The organism is Pseudomonas sp. GW823-FHT02F05 (assembly GCF_058797315.1).
Genome location: NZ_JBXAJM010000027.1, coordinates 62,837 through 80,237 on the forward strand (window position 1 = coordinate 62,837; position 17,401 = coordinate 80,237).

The following is a 17,401-nucleotide window of genomic DNA, read 5'->3' on the forward strand; positions in this document are numbered from 1 at the left end:
GTCAGGCCTCCAGTACAGGTCGAATGAGCCCGGCGGCTTGCGCCAGTTGCCACAGGCCACGCTCGGTGGCTTCTTGCGCCAGGCTGACGTGGGCAAATCCGCAAAGGGCGAGGGCGCGTTGATAGCGGGCGCAAAGTGCAGCAGCGCCGACCAGGATGATCGGCTGATGTTTGGCCGAATCTGGCAAGCCGGCGAGCTCATGTCCGATGAGCAGGCCAGACAGGTAATCGGGTTGCTGGTCGGGCGCCAGCTGCGCGGTGAGCCCAAGGGTACGGGCACTGAACAGGGTCGAAAGCACGCCACGCTGGCCATCGTTGGACAGCGCTACGCGCACGCCTTGATCAAACGCCTCGGCCTGGAACTGCTCGCTCGCTTGTTGGGTACGCCCCAGGATGCTGTGCTTGCTCAACACCGCAAACACTTCGCCAGTCATGAAGGTATCGAAATGGGTAATGCGGCCTTCCACCACCTCGACCCACTTGGAATGGCTGCCGGGCAGGCCGATCAACACCTGGGGCCCAAGGCCTTGCAGTACGCCGAGTACTTGGGTTTCTTCGCCACGCATGACATTGGGCAGACCCACTTGCTCGATCACCCCCGGCACGATATGCACCTGCACCCCACGCAGGCTGCGTATGCCATGCAACGCCTGGCCGAGACTGGCGACATCCACCGGCGTGCTGCGATAGGCCGCCTCGCTCCAACCCTGTGCGCTGCCGACCATGCCGCAAGCGATTACCGGCAGCCCGGGCTGGGCATCAAGCCAATCGCCGCAGGCGCTATCGAACGCCAGTTCAAAGCCGTCAGTGCATAGCACACCGGCTATTTCCCGGGGCTCTGTGGGCAAATGCATGATGCCCCAGGCTTGCGAGCGCTGTTCCAGCACAACGCCCGCGGGGCCGAGTTTGTAAGCACGAAGGGAGCTGGTCCCCCAATCGAGCGCGATCAATTGCGCCTGCATCGCTTCACCTGAAATGAGTGGGTGCTGAAAAAAGCAGATGGGCGAATATAAACCTAGGGAACGGAATATCTCAATATATAAATATCAATCCCATATAATGAGACAAGACAAGATAAATCCTACAAACATTCTTGTTTTTACTTAGGGAAGGCCGCGGATTTATCGGGTAAGGAAGGTTAAAAAATCGACAAGTCCAGCTCGCGCATCGCGCCCATCCAGATGGCGTAATCGGTGTGGTCCTTGAGGTCGTCACCGGTTTCAGGGTGCAGGAACACCACCAGACCATTGCGATGCAGCGCCAGCCACGGCAACACCACACCGATATATTCCGGCTCGAACGCCAGCTGGCAACTCCAATCCGGGTGCGGGCCCACGGGCCGCTCGTGCACACGGCCCATGCGCAGCGGGAACAACTTGGCGGCGTCCTCACAGAGCGTGCGCGCCTGCTCAATCGTGCTGGCGTCGAAGTAGATATGGGCGTGGTAGCCCTTGATACGTTGCATGACTGACTCCGGTTCCACTGTGGGCCGATCCTAGACCGCAATCGACGGCAGGGCCAGCCCGGTCAACGAGTGCGCACTGTTGGCCTGTTCCGCCACAAGCCACTCGACAAAGCGGTCCACCAACTGTCCGCGGCGTTTGCGCTGGGGTTGCACCACGTAATAGCCCAAGCGCGAGATCACCGTGGAGCTGATCGGCCGGCACAGCCAATTCTGCTCCAGCAGGTTATCCACCAGGTGGCGCCAGCCGATGGCGACGCCCTGGCCGGCAATCGCGGCCTGGATCAGCAAGGTGTAGTTGTCGAAGCGCAATTGCCCCGGGGTCGGCGCAGCCGTGATACCCAGTTCGCGGAACACGCCGTTCCAGTCAAACCATTGGCTGTTGTTTTCCTGGCGCAGGTGCAGCAACGGGCAGTCTTGCAAGGTCTGCACCGTCAGGGGCGCGACCTGCTCCTTGAGCCACTGTGGGCTGCACACCGGGAACACTTCCTCATTGAACAACCACAGGCTCTCGCCCTGCTTGAAACGGCCATCGCCGAACAGCACCGCCACATCAATATCGCTGCGCAGGGTGGCCGGGTTGCGCTCACTGGTGACCAGGCTGACATCCACCTGCGGGTTGGCCTGGTGAAAACGATGCAGGCGTGGCATCAGCCAATAGGCGGCGAAGGCAAAGTCGGTGGCGACTTGCAGCACTTCATGCTGGCTTTGTTGAGTGATGGCGCCGAGCCCCTGGTTGATGTTCTGCAGGCCGCCTTGCACATGCTCGAACAGCAGGGCACCGGCGTCAGTCAGTTCGATGCCGCGGTAAATGCGATCAAACAGGCGGATCGCCAGTTGCTCTTCAAGGCGTTTGATTTGCTGGCTGACCGCCGGTTGGGTGGTGCCCAGCTCCATCGCGGCCGCGGTGAAACTGCGATGACGCGCCGCTGCCTCAAAGGCGCGCAGCAAATCGAGAGAGAGGTCACCCAGCGCTTCATACATAAGCTCAACTTATCCTAGTCATTGCTGCTCATGGGCTTTACCCCGTAATTCATGGGCCGCATGCTCATTGGCATAAACACTGCCTATGGAATGCCGAGAAACCATGAAGCGCAAGAACATTCTTTTCATCATGGCCGATCAGATGGCCGCGCCGATGCTGCCGTTCTACGGGCCTTCCCCGATCAAGCTGCCCAACCTCAGCCGCCTGGCGGCACAAGGCGTGGTGTTCGACGCCGCCTATTGCAACAGCCCGCTGTGCGCACCGTCGCGCTTCACCTTGGTCAGCGGCCAGTTGCCGAGCAAGATCGGCGCCTACGACAACGCCGCCGATTTCCCCGCCGATGTGCCGACCTATGCCCACTACTTGCGCCGCCTCGGCTACCGCACCGCGCTGTCGGGCAAGATGCACTTCTGCGGCCCCGACCAGTTGCACGGCTATGAGGAGCGCCTGACCAGCGACATCTATCCCGCCGACTACGGCTGGGCAGTGAACTGGGATGAGCCAGACGTACGACCTACCTGGTATCACAACATGTCCTCGGTGCTGCAAGCCGGACCGTGCGTGCGCACCAACCAGCTGGATTTCGACGAAGAGGTGGTGTTCAAAGCCCAGCAATATCTGTTCGACCATATCCGTGAGGAAGGTGACCAGCCGTTTTGCCTGACGGTGTCGATGACCCATCCCCACGACCCTTACACCATTCCCAAGCCGTTCTGGGACTTGTACGCAGACACCGACATCCCAATGCCCGCGACGCCGCCCCAGGCCGACCTCGACCCGCATTCCCAGCGGCTGCTCAAGGTTTATGACTTGTGGGACAAACCGCTGCCTGTGGATAAGATCCGCGACGCCCGCCGCGCCTACTTCGGTGCGTGCAGCTACATCGACAGCAACGTCGGCAAGCTGCTGCAGACCCTGGAAGAGACCGGCCTGGCCGACGACACCCTGATCATTTTCTCTGGCGACCACGGCGACATGCTTGGCGAGCGCGGCCTCTGGTACAAAATGCACTGGTTTGAAATGGCCGCCCGCGTGCCGCTGCTGATCAGTGCGCCGGGGCAGTTCGCCGCTGGCCGCGTCACCCAGGCCGTGTCGACCGCCGACTTGTTGCCGACCCTGGTGGAATTGGCCGGCGGCAAGCTGGACCCGGACTTGCCGCTGGACGGCCGCTCACTGGTCCCGCACTTGCAGGGGCAGGGCGGGCATGACGAAGTGTTTGGCGAATACATGGCCGAAGGCACCGTCAGCCCATTGATGATGATTCGCCGGGGCGCCTACAAATTCATCTACAGCGAGGACGATCCTTGCCTATTGTTCGATGTGCACAACGACCCGAGCGAGCAGGAAAACCTCAGCCAGTCAGCTGAACATCGGCCATTGTTCGAGGCGTTCTTGCGTGAAGCGCGGGCTAAATGGGATATCCCGGCGATCCATCAACAGGTGCTCGCCAGCCAACGCCGTCGCCGCCTGGTGTTTGATGCGCTGACCCATGGCAAGCTCAAGAGCTGGGATCACCAGCCACTGGTAGACGCCAGTCAGCAGTACATGCGCAACCATATCGACCTTGATGACCTGGAGCGCAAAGCACGTTTTCCACAACCCTGCCAAAACCAATAAGTAGACAGAGGGAAGGCCATGCAAAAGTTGAACGTGGTACTGAGTTTGGTGATGCTCAGCAGCGCCCAGGTGTACGCAGACACGCGCTGCGAAACGGTAAAGATGGCCGACCCAGGCTGGAGCGATATTGCCGCCACCAACGCTATCACCAGTTTCTTGCTGACGGGCATGGGCTATCAACCCAAGGTCGACACCCTGGCGGTGCCGATTACCTTCGGCGGGCTCAAGGACGGCCAGGTGGATGTCTTCCTCGGCAACTGGATGCCGGCGCAGCAAGGCTTCTACGACAAGTTCGTGGCCAACGGCGATGTGGTGCAACTGGCGAAGAACCTGGAGGGCACCGAGTTCACCCTCGCCGTGCCGGACTACGTGTGGGACGCCGGGGTGCATGACTTTGCCGACCTGAATAAATTTGCCGACAAGTTCGACAAGAAAATCTACGGCATTGGCTCCGGCGCGCCAGCCAATATCTCGCTGCAGGAGATCATCAAGAAGAATGATTTCGACCTTGGGCAGTGGAAGCTGATCGAGTCCAGCGAACAGGCGATGCTCGCAGAGGTCTCGCGAGCGGTGAAGAAACAGCGTTTTATCACCTTTCTCGGCTGGACCCCGCACCCGATGAACGTGCAACTGAAAATGCGCTACCTCAAGGGCGGCGAGCAGTACTTTGGTGCCACCGGCAGCGTCTATACCTTGACTCGCAAGGGTTACGCACAAGCGTGCCCCAATGTCGGCAAACTGCTGACCAACCTGAGTTTTACCCAGGCCATGGAGAACAGCATCATGGCTGACGTGGCCAACAACAAGGTCAGCAATGCGCAGGCGGCGAAGGCGTGGATCAAGGCCAACCCGGCAGTGTTGGACCAGTGGTTGGAGGGCGTGAAAACCCTGGATGGCCAGGAGGCGTTGCCAGCGGTAAAAGCCAAGCTCTGACGTTAAAATCGGACGCAGAGCGTCCTGAGCAGCATTCCCACGCAGAGCGGGGGAACAATCACTCTGACGCTTGCCGCTGACCCTGTGGGAGCTGGCTTGCGTGCGATAGCATCACCCCGGTATGCCTGTCACACCGAGGCGCCAGCATCGCAGGCAAGCCAGCTCCCACAAGCACCCATGCATTGATACTCTTGCCAAAACCCTTTACCCGAGCCTGCGATGCCCCGGCCCAACCGCCATACAATTTTGCCCTTCCTGCGCTGGCTGCCGCGCCAAACCCGCGCCAGCGTCGGCCGGGACGCGATCGTCGGCCTCAGCGGCGCTGTGCTTGCGCTGCCGCAGTCGATTGCCTACGCACTGATCGCCGGTCTCCCTCCCGAATACGGGCTCTACGCCGCCATCATCCCGGTATTGATCGCCTGCCTGTGGGGCTCATCCTGGCACCTGATCTGCGGGCCAACGGCCGCCATCTCCATTGTGCTTTACGCCAGCATCAGCCCATTGGCCGTGCCAGGCTCCCAGGACTACATTACCCTCATCCTGTTGCTGACCTTCCTCGCCGGGGTGTTCCAGTGGTTGCTCGGCCTGCTGCGCTTCGGCGCGTTGGTGAACTTCGTCTCCCATTCGGTGGTGCTGGGTTTCACCCTGGGCGCCGCCGTAGTGATCGCCTTGGGGCAACTGCCCAACCTGCTCGGCTTGGATTTACCGAGCCAGGCCACGGCTATCAATGGCCTGCTGGCGCTGATCGACCATCGTGGCGAGTGGGACCACGCGTCCCTGGCCCTGGGGCTGGGTACGTTGCTGACAGGTATGCTGCTCAAGTACCTGGTGCCACGCTGGCCGACACTGTTGATCGCCTTGGTGTTGGGCAGCGTGGCGGCATGGCTGTGGCCGGCGATGTTCGGGCATGTGGCACGGGTCAGTTCGTTTATTGGCAAACTGCCGCCGTTCAGCCCGTTGCCGATGGATCTGGATCTGGTGCTGCGCCTGCTGCCCAGTGCCGTGGCGGTGGGAATGCTGGGGTTGGTGACCAGCCTGTCGATTGCCCGTTCGCTGTCCGCCCGCTCGCAACAACTGCTCGACGCCAACCAGGAAGTACGCGCCCAGGGCTTATCCAACATCGTGGGCGGATTTTTTTCCGGCTACCTGTCAGCCGGATCGTTCACCCGCTCGGGCCTCAGTTATGAGGCGGGTGCCTGTTCGCCATTGGCGGGTGTGTTTTCGGCCCTGTGGGTGGCGCTATTCGCGTTATTTGGCGCAGCGTTGATCGCGCATATTCCGATCCCGAGCATGGCGGCGAGTATCCTGCTGATCTGCTGGGGCCTGGTGGACCACCGCGGCATTCGTGCGCTGTTCCGGGTCAGCCGCGCCGAATTTGTGGTGATGAGCCTGACCTGTGTCGCCACCTTGTTGTTGGAGCTGCAAACGGCGATCTATGCCGGGGTACTGGCGTCGCTGTTTTTCTACCTCAAGCGCACCTCGCAGCCACGGGTGCAACACTGGCGCGACGGTGAAGCGGATGTGTTGCGGGTGGGCGGCTCGATCTTTTTTGGCGCCAGCCATTACCTGCAAGTGCGCCTGCAACGTCTGCAGGGTGAGCGGGTGGTGATCGAGGCGCAGCAGATAAACTTTATCGACTATTCCGGGGTGGAGATGCTGCACCAGGAGGCGCGGCGGTTGGCGGGGTTGGGCCGTAGCTTGACGTTGCGTGGGGCGAGGCCGCAGGTGGTCGAGGAATTGATGAAGCTGGAGGGGCCGGATAACTGCCCCCTCCATTTCGAAGATTAAACCCGATCAACTGTGGGAGCTGGCTTGCCTGCGATAGCGGTGGATCAGCCAGCACATGGGTAACTGACCTATTACTATCGCATGCAAGCCAGCTCCCACATTAAGTGTGCCCACATCAGCGTGTGGGATCAGGCCAATTGCCGGCGCAGTTCGGCCAGTACGGGCGCTGAATCCGGACGCACACCGCGCCACAGCAAGAAGGCTTCCGCCGCTTGTTCCACCAGCATGCCCAGGCCATCCATCGCCACCGCCGCGCCTTGCTCGCTCGCCCAGCGGCAGAATGCGGTGGGTTCCTTGGCGTACATCATGTCGTAGCAGAAGGTCTTGCCCGGCTCGATCAGGCTGCCGGCAATCGGCGGTACATCGCCTGACAGGCTGGCCGACGTGGCATTGATGATCACATCCACCGGCTCCCGCAACCAGTCGAAACCACTGGCAGACACCGGGCCCAGGTCATCGAACAGCTCAGCCAGTCGCTCGGCCTTTTCCACGGTGCGGTTGGCGATGATCAACGACGAGGGTTGCTGCGCCAGCAACGGCTCCAGCGCACCGCGTACCGCGCCACCGGCGCCCAACAACAGGATGCGTTTGCCTTGCAGGCTCAGCCCGGCATTGACCGTCAAGTCGCGCACCAGGCCCGCGCCGTCGGTGTTGTCGCCCAACAACGTGCCGTCAGCCAATTTGCTCAAAGTGTTTACGGCGCCGGCGCGCTGCGCCCGTTCGGTCAGGGTATTGGCCAAGCGATAGGCCTCTTCCTTGAACGGCACGGTCACGTTGGCGCCACGGCCGTGTTGGAAGAACTCACGGGCACAGGCGGTGAAGTCCTCCAACGGCGCGAGCATCGTGCTGTAGTGCAGTTGTTCGCCGGTCTGGGCAGCGAACAGACGATGAATCAGCGGCGATTTGCTATGGCCGATGGGGTTGCCGAACACAACATAACGGTCCATCACACCGCCGCCTTGGGCGCGGCAACGCCGAGCCAGTCACGGTCTTGCAGGAAGTAGTCGGTGAGGCGCGCCTCTTCGCTGCCGGCTTCGGCCTTCCAGTCGTAGCTCCAGCGTACCTGAGGTGGCAGCGACATCAGGATCGACTCCGTACGCCCGCCCGATTGCAGGCCGAACAGGGTGCCACGGTCATAGACCAGGTTGAACTCAACGTAGCGGCCCCGGCGGAACTCCTGGAACTGGCGTTGTTGCTCGGTGTACGCCATGGCCTTGCGACGCTGCACAATCGGCAGGTAGGCATCGATGTAGGCATCGCCGATGGCGCGGATGAAGGCGAAGCAGGTGTCAAAGCCCCACTCGTTCAAGTCATCGAAGAACAGGCCACCGATGCCACGGGGCTCGTTGCGGTGCTTGATGTGGAAGTAGGTGTCACACCAGGCCTTGTAGCGTGAGTACACGTCCGGGCCAAACGGTGCACAGGCCTTCTCGGCCACGCGGTGCCAATGAATGCAGTCTTCTTCATTGCCGTAATACGGGGTGAGATCGAAGCCACCACCGAACCACCACACCGGTTCTTCGCCTTCTTTTTCAGCGATGAAAAACCGCACATTGGCGTGGGAAGTCGGTACATGCGGGTTATGCGGATGGATCACCAGCGACACACCCAGGGCCTCAAACCCACGGCCCGCCAGTTCAGGGCGATGGGCACTGGCAGACGGTGGCAGACCGCTGCCAAACACGTGGGAAAAGTTGACACCGCCTTTTTCGATCACCGAACCGTTTTCCATCACACGGGTACGACCGCCACCGCCGGCTGGCCGGGTCCAGGCGTCTTCGATAAAGCGAGTGTCCGTCTCGAAGGTTTCCAGGGCGCTGCAAATGCGGTCTTGCAGGTCAAGCAGGTAGGCTTTAACGGCCTCGGTGCGGGTAGTCATGGCATCACCTTGAATCGGGCAAAGCTACGCGAGGCCCATGGGGCGTCGGCGGCAAATGGGCGCACAGGATACCACTGCGCCTACATGCCACTGCACTTAGGTGCGCAGCAGTTGACGAGGATCAAGCTTAGGAGTCCGATAGGGGGCTACGCAGATTCGAACCCAAGGAGAAGTGCAGATGGCCAAACGTATCCAGTTCAGCGCCCATGGCGGCCCCGAAGTACTTGAATATGTGGACTACACGCCAGCGGAGCCTGGCCCACAGCAGGTTCGGGTGCGCAACGAGGCCATCGGCCTGAACTTCATCGACACCTACTTCCGCAGTGGCCTCTACGCGCCGCCCGCGCTGCCATCGGGCCTTGGTGCGGAAGGCGCTGGCGTGGTGGACGCGGTGGGCAGTGAAGTCAGCCAATTCAAAGTTGGCGACCGCGTGGCCTACGGCAGCGGCCCGCTGGGTGCCTACAGCGAGCTGCATGTGTTGCCTGCGGCCAACCTGGTGCACCTGCCGGATGAGATCAGCTTCGAACAGGCCGCCGGCGCCATGCTCAAAGGCCTGACCGTGCAATACCTGTTGCGCCAGACCTATGAGCTCAAAGGCGGTGAAACCATTTTGTTCCACGCCGCTGCGGGTGGCGTGGGTTCCCTGGCCTGCCAATGGGCCAAGGCCCTGGGGGTGAAGTTGATCGGCACGGTCAGCTCGCCGGAAAAGGCCGCCCTGGCCAAATCCCTCGGCGCCTGGGAAACCATCGACTACAGCAAGGAAGATGTCGCACAACGCGTACTGGAATTGACTGACGGCAAGAAGTGCCCGGTGGTGTACGACGGCGTCGGCAAGGACACCTGGCTGACCTCACTGGACAGCGTGGCGCCACGGGGTTTGGTGGTGAGCTTCGGCAATGCGTCGGGTGCGGTGGATGGGGTGAACCTGGGGATTCTGTCGGCGAAGGGTTCGCTGTACGTCACCCGGCCGACTTTGGCGACCTACGCCAACAGTGCGGCAAACTTGCAGGCGATGGCGGACGATCTGTTTTCGATGATCAAGAGCGGCAAGGTGCGCATTGATATCAACCAGCGCTACCCGCTGGCGGAGGCGGCCAAAGCGCAGACGGAGTTGTCGGCACGGCGCACGACTGGCTCAACCATCCTGCTGCCTTAAGATCGTTCACGCTCTGCATGGGAATGCATACCGTGACGCTCTGCGTCACAAGCGGACGCAGAGCGTCCAATGCGGCGTTCCCACGCAGAGCGTGGGAACGAGCTGCACCTTACGAGGGGCGCACCACATCACCCGTCACCAGGTCCCGAATCAGGCTCGGGTTCTTGCGCCCACCCAGGGCGCCGCCCAACACCAAGTCCACTTGCCCGCGAAAATACTGCTCTACGCGAAGCCGCGTGCGGGCCGCCGGGCGGCCCTGAGGGTTGGCTGAGGTGGAAATCAACGGGCCGACCTGGGCGCACAAATCTCTCACCAACGGATGATCACTGACCCGCAGCGCTACGGTGTCATGCACACCCGTGACCCATTCAGGCAGCAAGTCTTGATGGGGCACCAGCCAGGTATTCGGCCCTGGCCAAGTGCTGGCCATGCGTTCGATCCACGTTTGCGGGAAATCTTCAAACAGAAAGTCGAACTGACGAATATTATCCGCCACCAGGATCAGGCCTTTGTCGACCGAGCGGTTCTTGATCGCCAACAGTCGATCCACTGCTTCTTCGTTCCACGGGTCGCAGCCCAGGCCCCAAACCGCTTCGGTCGGATAGGCGATCACTGCGCCTGCGCGAATTTCCCGTGCGGCTTCCAGCACACGCCACCTGTTGACCATTGTTTACTCTCCGGACTAAAGCTCTGGGCAGTTTACCGATCTTCGTTACAAAACCTAGCGCCAAAAACGGGCCACTACAAAAGCGGGCACCGCGCCAGCCAGCGCCCGCTTTCGCAAATCACTTGGCCCTCCAACTCCAGTTCCGTCAGGGTGGCCAGTACTTGGGACAACGGCCGACCGCTGGCAATCGCCAAGGCTTCGCTGCTATGCGGTGCCGCGTGCAGCAGCGCCACCAACGGATGGATCACGGGCACCGGCGCAGCATGGGACAACCGCTGCCAACCGCGCAGGCTTTCAAGAATGTGCTCGATGGTTTCCACAAGCACCGCGCCATCACGGATCAGCTGATGACAGCCCTTGGCGGCGGGGTGGTGGATGGAACCCGGAATCGCGTACACCTCGCGCCCTTGCTCCGCCGCCAGGCGTGCGGTGATCAGCGAGCCGCTGGCCATACTGGCCTCCACCACCAGCACGCCTAACGACAGCCCGCTGATAATCCGGTTGCGCCGTGGGAAATTGCCGGCCTGAGGCGCTGCATCCAGCGGAAATTCGGAAACCACGGCGCTGCCTTGGGCAATCATCGCCGCGGCGAGCCTGCGATGGCGCTGTGGATAAAAATTTTCCAGGCCAGTGCCGAGCACGCCGATGGTATGGCCGCCTACGTCCAATGCCGCCTGGTGCGCCGCGCCGTCAATGCCCACCGCCAGCCCACTGGTGATGACAAAACCGGCGCTCGCCAGGCTACGGGAAAAGGCCGCTGCCGTGTCCATGCCCGGGCGAGAGGCACGCCGACTTCCCACCATGGCCAACTGTGGTTTTTCCAGAATACCGGGGTCGCCCGCCACGAATAACAACGGCGGCGCATCGTCGATCTGCGCGAGCAACGCCGGGTAATCAGGTTGGTCCCACATCAGCAAATGCTGGGCCGGGCGCCCCAGCCAGGCCAACGCTTCACTGGCACCGTCACGGACTTTGGGGCTACGTCGGGCCTCGGCACTGACGGCGGGCAAACCGAGGGAATGCCAGGCGCTGGCGGGAGCACTCAGGGCCTTGGAAGCGCAACCAAAGGCTTCGATCAATACGTGAAAACGCTTGGGCCCCAGTTCTGGCAGCCTGTGCAAGCGTAGCCGGGCTTCCAGCTCTGCCGGGGAAATATCGCTACTGTTTATCGGATTCATATGATCATCCTTGACCGGAACAAGCTGTGGATAACTCTGTTGGTAACTTATTTAGCAGGCTATTTATTGCGCTTGATCAGCCGTCTCGAAACGGTCTTGCACGGCTAGCGACCGTGAAGCACTGAGCACCAGGGCATAGCTGAGCTTTTCATAGGTACGAAACACCAGAAGGGTGCCGGCTCGCTCATCCGGGAGTGGCGTGGGCGTGCCGGTGAGGGCGTCTCGCACGGTGGCGCCAGCCTTGATCACCGTCAGCAGTTGGCCCTCCACCAGGCCATCGCGGCGGCCCTTGTTCAGGGTCACAGCGTCGAGCACGCCAATCTGCGTGACGCCCTTGGGGATGTCGATGATATGCCCTGTAATCAAGGGTGCAGGTTTGCACGGCTCCAGGTTCGCCAAAGCAACGGGAGGCTCGGCGCGCAACAAGCGGTCGCCTGGGCGGATTTCCTGGGTCACCCGTTGCACTGCGAGGGTGGTGAGGCTGTCGGCAAGCACAAAGCGCGCAGTGCCGATGTCGTCGGCATTGATGCCGAGTAACTCCTGGGTAACGGGGTCGGTGTAGGCCTTGCCTCGCCGAAAGATCCCGTAGCTCGGCTGGGCCGGGTCCAGACGCCCGCGCGCATGCACACGCTCGTCGTTGGCACCCAGCACGCGCCCGCCTTGCGCCGCAATAATATAAGGCGCGTTATCCAGGTCCTCGGGCGAGTCAAAAATACGGTTGTGCAGTAAAAAATGCTGGATGGCCTGTTGCGCTGCCTGATCCAGGCGCTCAGTGGGTTGCGCAATCAACGCCGTGGCGAACGGGGCCCACAGCAGCAAGACGAGTAGCGATTTCCTCATGGGGTGAATCTCCTTTATTATGTGCGTTCGCGTGAAATGCCATGGCCTTCGCGGCTTCCGAGCGTTTCACACCGGCCGTATGGGTCCATCCCACCGCCGATTTGTCTCTTCCTCACATGTGCAGCAATTACGCTTATGGCTATTTTGAACATCCTCGAATTTCCCGACTCGCGCCTGCGCACGATCGCCAAGCCGGTGGCCGTAGTGGACGACAAGGTTCGTCAGTTGGTCGATGACATGTTTGAAACAATGTATGAAGCCCCGGGCATCGGCCTCGCCGCTACCCAGGTCAACGTGCATCTGCGTGTCGTGGTCATGGACCTGTCGGAAGATCGCAGCGAACCTCGGGTGTACATCAACCCTGAGTTCGAACCGCTGACCGAAGAGATGGGCGAATACCAGGAAGGCTGCCTGTCGGTACCGGAGTTCTACGAAAATGTGGAACGCCCGCTGCGCGTGAAGATCAAGGCGCTGGACCGTGACGGCAAGCCTTTCGAACTGGTTGCCGAAGGCCTGCTGGCGGTGTGTATCCAGCATGAATGCGACCACCTCAACGGCAAGCTGTTTGTCGATTACCTGTCCACGCTCAAGCGTGACCGCATCAAGAAGAAGCTGGAAAAAAAGCATCGCCAGCAAGCCTGATGCCCTTCTTCCAAAGGCTTGCTGCGGCAAGCCTTTTTCTTTTGTGACTGTTTTTAACCGAGAACTCCCATGACCGAGCCATTGCGAATTGTTTTTGCCGGCACTCCTGAATTTGCCGCCGAACACCTCAAGGCGCTGCTTGCCAGCCCTTATGACATCGTCGCGGTGTACACCCAGCCGGATCGCCCGGCCGGTCGCGGGCAAAAACTGATGCCGAGTCCGGTCAAGCAGTTGGCACTGGAGCACAACATTCCCGTGCTGCAGCCGCCGACCCTGCGTAACGCCGACGCCCAGGCCGAACTAGCCGCGCTGAAGCCGGACCTGCTGGTGGTGGTGGCTTACGGCTTGATCCTGCCTCAGGCTGTGCTGGATATCCCGCGCCTGGGTTGCATCAACAGTCATGCTTCACTGCTGCCACGCTGGCGCGGTGCGGCGCCGATTCAGCGCGCCGTTGAAGCAGGCGACAGCGAAAGCGGCGTGACCGTGATGCGCATGGAGGCCGGCCTGGATACCGGGCCGATGCTGCTCAAAGTCACCACCCGGATCTCCGCCCAAGACACCGGCGGCAGCCTGCACGACCGCTTGGCTGAGCTGGGGCCGCCCGCCGTGATCCAGGCCATCGCTGGCCTGGCTGCCGGCACCCTGCAAGGTGAAATCCAAGACGACAGCCTGGCCACCTACGCCCACAAGCTGAACAAGGACGAAGCGCGCATCGACTGGAGCCGCCCAGCCGTGGAGCTGGAGCGCCTGGTACGTGCCTTCAACCCATGGCCGATCTGCCACAGCACCCTGAACGGCGAAGCCTTGAAAGTGTTGGCCGCGACCCTGGCCGATGGCGCAGGGGCTCCCGGCGAGATCATCGGCGCCAGCAAAGACGGCCTGTTGGTGGCTTGCGGTGAACAGGCGCTGTGCCTGACGCGTCTGCAATTGCCCGGCGGCAAGGCGCTGAACTTCAGCGATCTGTTCAACAGTCGTCGTGAGAAATTCGCCCTGGGCACCACGCTTGGAGTGGTCAATCAATGAACCCACGTCTGGCCGCCGCCAAGGCTCTCGCCGCTGTGCTCAATGGCAAGGCTTCGCTGAACAGTTCTCTGCCGACGCAGTTGGATAAGGTTGAAGACCGCGACCGCGGGTTTACCCAGGACCTGGCCTTTGGCACCGCCCGTTGGCAGCCACGGTTGTCTGCGTTGGCCGCCAAGCTGCTGCAAAAACCGTTCAAAGCGGCGGACGCGGATGTCGAGGCGCTGTTGCTGGTGGGCCTCTACCAGTTGCTCTACACCCGCGTGCCGGCCCACGCCGCTATCGGTGAAACCGTCGGTTGCGCCGACAAGCTGAAAAAGCCCTGGGCCAAGGCCCTGCTCAATGCCGTGCTGCGCCGCGCCCAGCGTGAAAGCGAAACGCTGTTGGCCGAGCTGGAACATGATCCGGTGGTGCGCACCGCCCACCCGCGCTGGCTGCAAAAATCCCTGAAGGCCTTTTGGCCCGAGCAATGGGAGGCTATCTGCGCGGCCAACAACGCGCACCCGCCGATGATCCTGCGGGTCAACCGTCGCCACCACAGCCGGGATGCATACCTGCAATTACTAGCCGACGCGGCCATCAACGCCACCCCGTGCGTGTACAGCACGGACGGTATCGTGCTGGAAGTCGCCGCCGATGTACGCAGCCTGCCGGGCTTTGCCGAAGGCTGGATCAGCGTGCAGGACGAGGCCGCGCAATTGGCTGCCGATCTGCTCGATTTGGCCCCAGGCCAGCGCGTACTCGACGCCTGCTGCGCGCCAGGCGGTAAGACGTGTCACATCCTTGAGGTTGAAAAAGACCTGGCCGGTGTGGTGGCTGTGGACCTTGAGGCCAAGCGCCTGGTGCGCGTGCGGGAAAACCTTGCACGCCTGGGCCTCAACGCCGACCTGATCGCCGCCGACGGCCGCGACACCGCCACCTGGTGGGACGGCAAGCCATTCCAGCGCATCCTGCTGGACGCTCCTTGCTCCGCCACCGGCGTGATCCGACGTCATCCGGACATCAAGCTGACCCGCCAGCCCGACGACATCGCCGCCCTGGCGGTGTTGCAAGGCGAACTGCTCGACGCGCTGTGGCCAACCCTGGAAGTCGGCGGCATCCTGCTTTACGCCACCTGCTCCACGCTGCCCACCGAAAATACCGAGGTCATCCAAGCTTTCCTCGCCCGCACCAGCGGCGCGCGCGAACTGGACCTCGCCACTAGCGCCGGTATCAAGCAGCCCCACGGTCGCCAACTGCTCGCGCAGGAAGGCGGGCACGATGGCTTCTACTACGCCAAACTGATCAAGATCGCTGCCGCGCGCGGCTGAATGGTTTTAAGGGAGTGACCGGATGAAAATCATCATCCTTGGAGCAGGGCAGGTGGGTGGCACGCTGGCCGAACATTTGGCCGGTGAAGCCAACGACATCACCGTGGTCGACACCGATGCCGAGCGCCTGCGCAACCTGGGCGACCGCCTGGACATTCGTACGGTGCAAGGTCGCGCGTCGTTTCCGACGGTGCTGCGTCAGGCCGGTGCCGACGATGCCGACATGCTGGTGGCTGTGACCAACAGCGACGAGACCAACATGGTCGCCTGCCAGGTCGCCCACACCCTGTTCCATACCCCGACCAAGATCGCTCGGGTGCGGGAAGCGGCTTACCTGACCCGCGCCGGGTTGTTCGACAACGACGCCATTCCGGTGGACGTACTGATCAGCCCGGAACAGGTGGTGACCCACTACATCAAGCGCCTGATCGAAATTCCTGGCGCTTTGCAGGTGATCGATTTCGCCGAGGGCAAGGCGCAACTGGTGGCGGTAAAGGCGTACTACGGCGGGCCGTTGGTGGGCCAGCAACTGCGCCAGCTGCGTGAGCACATGCCAAACGTGGAAACCCGCGTCGCCGCGATTTTCCGCCGTGACCGGCCGATCCTGCCCCAGGGCGACACGGTGATCGAGGCTGACGACGAAGTGTTTTTCATCGCCGCCAAGGCGAACATTCGTGCGGTCATGAGCGAAATGCGCAGGCTCGACGAGAGCTACAAACGCATCGTCATCGCCGGCGGTGGGCAGATTGGCGAGCGTTTGGCCGAAGCCATCGAAAGCCGCTATCAGGTGAAGATTATCGAGATGAGCCCGACGCGGTGTCGGCATTTGTCCGACACCCTCGACAGCACTGTCGTACTGCAAGGCAGCGCCTCGGACCGTGATCTCCTGATGGAAGAGAACATCGCCGACGCGGATATCTTCCTGGCCCTGACCAACGATGACGAAGCCAATATCATGTCGTCCTTGCTGGCCAAGCGGCTGGGGGCGAAGAAGGTGATGACCATCATCAACAACCCGGCCTATGTGGACCTGATCCAGGGCGGCGATATCGACATTGCCATCAGCCCGCAGTTGGCGACCATCGGTACCTTGCTCGCCCACGTGCGCCGTGGCGACATTGTCAGCGTGCACTCGTTGCGCCGTGGCGCAGCGGAAGCCATCGAGGCGATTGCCCACGGTGACTCGAAGTCCAGCAAAGTGATTGGCAAGGCGATCCGCGATATCGGCCTGCCGCCCGGTACCACCATTGGCGCGATCATTCGCGATGAAGAAGTGATCATTGCCCATGACGATACGGTGATCGCCACCGGAGACCACGTGATTTTGTTCCTTGTGGATAAAAAACATATTCGCGATGTTGAGAAGCTGTTCCACGTGGGGCTGAGCTTTTTCTGATTAGAAAATTGCGTGAGCCTGCCGCCGCCATCGCGGGCAAGCCCGCTCCCACATGTGATCGCGCTCCAAGTGTGGGAGCGGGCTTGCCCGCGATGACGATATCGAAACCGCTATGTAGCTAAAGGATGCACAGCCATGCTCGAATCCCTGGAAAAAATGCTCGCCAAGGGTGTGGATAATTCATTGCTGCGCTTTGGCCTGGGCAAGGGTTATCTGGACCTGAAGGACAACGCAAAGGCGGCCGAGCATTTGCAGCGATGCGTCGAGTTCGATCCGAAGTATTCGGCGGCGTGGAAGTTGTTGGGCAAGGCGCGGCTGGGATTGGAAGATCGCGCGGCAGCACACCTGGCATGGGAGAAGGGCATCGAAGCCGCCCAGGCCCATGGCGACAAACAGGCCGAAAAAGAAATGACGGTGTTCCTGAAGAAACTTGATCGCCAAACCTGAGGTGATCACCTGTGGGAGCTGGCTTGCCTGCGATGCAGACACCTCGGTATATCAGGCACTCCGAGGTGATGCTATCGCAGGC

Annotated in this window: 17 protein-coding genes; 9 read left to right on the forward strand and 8 right to left on the reverse strand. The window is 61.5% G+C overall.

Annotation, left to right across the window (positions count from 1 at the left end; translation table 11 throughout):
- Window position 1 precedes the first annotated feature (1 nt).
- From AC1RAC_RS25520 to AC1RAC_RS25530, 3 genes are all read right to left on the reverse strand, one after another.
- Window positions 2–961 (reverse strand): 2-dehydro-3-deoxygalactonokinase, encoded by a 960-nt coding sequence (locus AC1RAC_RS25520; RefSeq protein ID WP_034129204.1) that lies wholly within the window; start codon window positions 959–961, stop codon window positions 2–4.
- Window positions 962–1,137: 176 nt separating this feature from the next.
- On the reverse strand, window positions 1,138–1,464 hold the full coding sequence (locus AC1RAC_RS25525) for a DOPA 4,5-dioxygenase family protein (RefSeq protein ID WP_014716300.1): 327 nt from the start codon (window positions 1,462–1,464) through the stop codon (window positions 1,138–1,140).
- Window positions 1,465–1,494: 30 nt separating this feature from the next.
- The gene (locus tag AC1RAC_RS25530) at window positions 1,495–2,445 is read right to left on the reverse strand and encodes a choline sulfate utilization transcriptional regulator (protein WP_034129203.1); all 951 of its coding nucleotides are present in this window, start codon (window positions 2,443–2,445) and stop codon (window positions 1,495–1,497) included.
- Between the two features lie 103 nt (window positions 2,446–2,548).
- On the opposite strand from AC1RAC_RS25530, the gene betC reads away from it, so the two are divergent.
- The 3 genes from betC (at window position 2,549) to AC1RAC_RS25545 (ending at window position 6,784) form a co-directional block, all read left to right on the forward strand.
- On the forward strand, window positions 2,549–4,063 hold the full coding sequence (betC, locus tag AC1RAC_RS25535; protein WP_181125169.1) for a choline-sulfatase: 1,515 nt from the start codon (window positions 2,549–2,551) through the stop codon (window positions 4,061–4,063).
- 18 nt (window positions 4,064–4,081) lie between these two features.
- The gene (gene choX, locus AC1RAC_RS25540; protein ID WP_034129201.1) at window positions 4,082–4,996 is read left to right on the forward strand and encodes a choline ABC transporter substrate-binding protein; all 915 of its coding nucleotides are present in this window, start codon (window positions 4,082–4,084) and stop codon (window positions 4,994–4,996) included.
- A 219-nt stretch (window positions 4,997–5,215) separates the two neighbouring features.
- A complete protein-coding gene (locus AC1RAC_RS25545; protein ID WP_492617088.1) occupies window positions 5,216–6,784 on the forward strand; it encodes a SulP family inorganic anion transporter in 1,569 nt (522 codons plus the stop codon).
- Between the two features lie 128 nt (window positions 6,785–6,912).
- Here AC1RAC_RS25545 and aroE read toward each other — a convergent pair whose 3' ends face one another.
- The gene (gene aroE, locus AC1RAC_RS25550; protein ID WP_057975195.1) at window positions 6,913–7,731 is read right to left on the reverse strand and encodes a shikimate dehydrogenase; all 819 of its coding nucleotides are present in this window, start codon (window positions 7,729–7,731) and stop codon (window positions 6,913–6,915) included.
- Window positions 7,731–8,663: an oxygen-dependent coproporphyrinogen oxidase gene (hemF, locus tag AC1RAC_RS25555; RefSeq protein WP_054898863.1), complete on the reverse strand. Its 933-nt coding sequence runs from the start codon at window positions 8,661–8,663 to the stop codon at window positions 7,731–7,733. The genes aroE and hemF overlap by 1 nt, the downstream gene beginning before the upstream one ends.
- Window positions 8,664–8,841: 178 nt before the next feature.
- On the opposite strand from hemF, the gene AC1RAC_RS25560 reads away from it, so the two are divergent.
- Window positions 8,842–9,819 carry a quinone oxidoreductase family protein gene (locus tag AC1RAC_RS25560; protein WP_034129198.1) on the forward strand — a complete coding sequence of 326 codons (978 nt, stop codon included), beginning with the start codon at window positions 8,842–8,844 and terminating at the stop codon, window positions 9,817–9,819.
- Between the two features lie 109 nt (window positions 9,820–9,928).
- Here AC1RAC_RS25560 and tsaC read toward each other — a convergent pair whose 3' ends face one another.
- The 3 genes from tsaC to AC1RAC_RS25575 form a co-directional block, all read right to left on the reverse strand.
- Window positions 9,929–10,486: an L-threonylcarbamoyladenylate synthase type 1 TsaC gene (gene tsaC / locus AC1RAC_RS25565; protein ID WP_034129197.1), complete on the reverse strand. Its 558-nt coding sequence runs from the start codon at window positions 10,484–10,486 to the stop codon at window positions 9,929–9,931.
- A gap of 74 nt (window positions 10,487–10,560) precedes the next feature.
- A complete protein-coding gene (gene dprA / locus AC1RAC_RS25570) occupies window positions 10,561–11,664 on the reverse strand; it encodes a DNA-processing protein DprA (protein WP_034129196.1) in 1,104 nt (367 codons plus the stop codon).
- 63 nt (window positions 11,665–11,727) lie between these two features.
- Window positions 11,728–12,504: a hypothetical protein gene (locus tag AC1RAC_RS25575; protein ID WP_034129195.1), complete on the reverse strand. Its 777-nt coding sequence runs from the start codon at window positions 12,502–12,504 to the stop codon at window positions 11,728–11,730.
- A 135-nt stretch (window positions 12,505–12,639) separates the two neighbouring features.
- Between AC1RAC_RS25575 and def the strand changes: the two genes are divergently transcribed.
- The 5 genes from def to AC1RAC_RS25600 all read left to right on the forward strand — a co-directional run bounded on the left by def (window position 12,640) and on the right by AC1RAC_RS25600 (window position 17,319).
- The gene (gene def / locus AC1RAC_RS25580; RefSeq protein ID WP_020301426.1) at window positions 12,640–13,146 is read left to right on the forward strand and encodes a peptide deformylase; all 507 of its coding nucleotides are present in this window, start codon (window positions 12,640–12,642) and stop codon (window positions 13,144–13,146) included.
- Between the two features lie 69 nt (window positions 13,147–13,215).
- Window positions 13,216–14,169, forward strand: coding sequence for a methionyl-tRNA formyltransferase (gene fmt / locus AC1RAC_RS25585; RefSeq protein WP_054898865.1), 954 nt, complete (start codon window positions 13,216–13,218; stop codon window positions 14,167–14,169).
- Window positions 14,166–15,476, forward strand: a complete 1,311-nt coding sequence (rsmB, locus tag AC1RAC_RS25590) for a 16S rRNA (cytosine(967)-C(5))-methyltransferase RsmB (RefSeq protein ID WP_072445687.1) — start codon at window positions 14,166–14,168, stop codon at window positions 15,474–15,476. Before fmt ends, rsmB begins: the two co-directional genes overlap by 4 nt.
- Before the next feature lie 22 nt (window positions 15,477–15,498).
- Window positions 15,499–16,872 carry a Trk system potassium transporter TrkA gene (trkA, locus tag AC1RAC_RS25595; protein WP_014716287.1) on the forward strand — a complete coding sequence of 458 codons (1,374 nt, stop codon included), beginning with the start codon at window positions 15,499–15,501 and terminating at the stop codon, window positions 16,870–16,872.
- Window positions 16,873–17,007: 135 nt separating this feature from the next.
- On the forward strand, window positions 17,008–17,319 hold the full coding sequence (locus AC1RAC_RS25600; protein WP_044270209.1) for a tetratricopeptide repeat protein: 312 nt from the start codon (window positions 17,008–17,010) through the stop codon (window positions 17,317–17,319).
- Window positions 17,320–17,401: the final 82 nt, after the last annotated feature.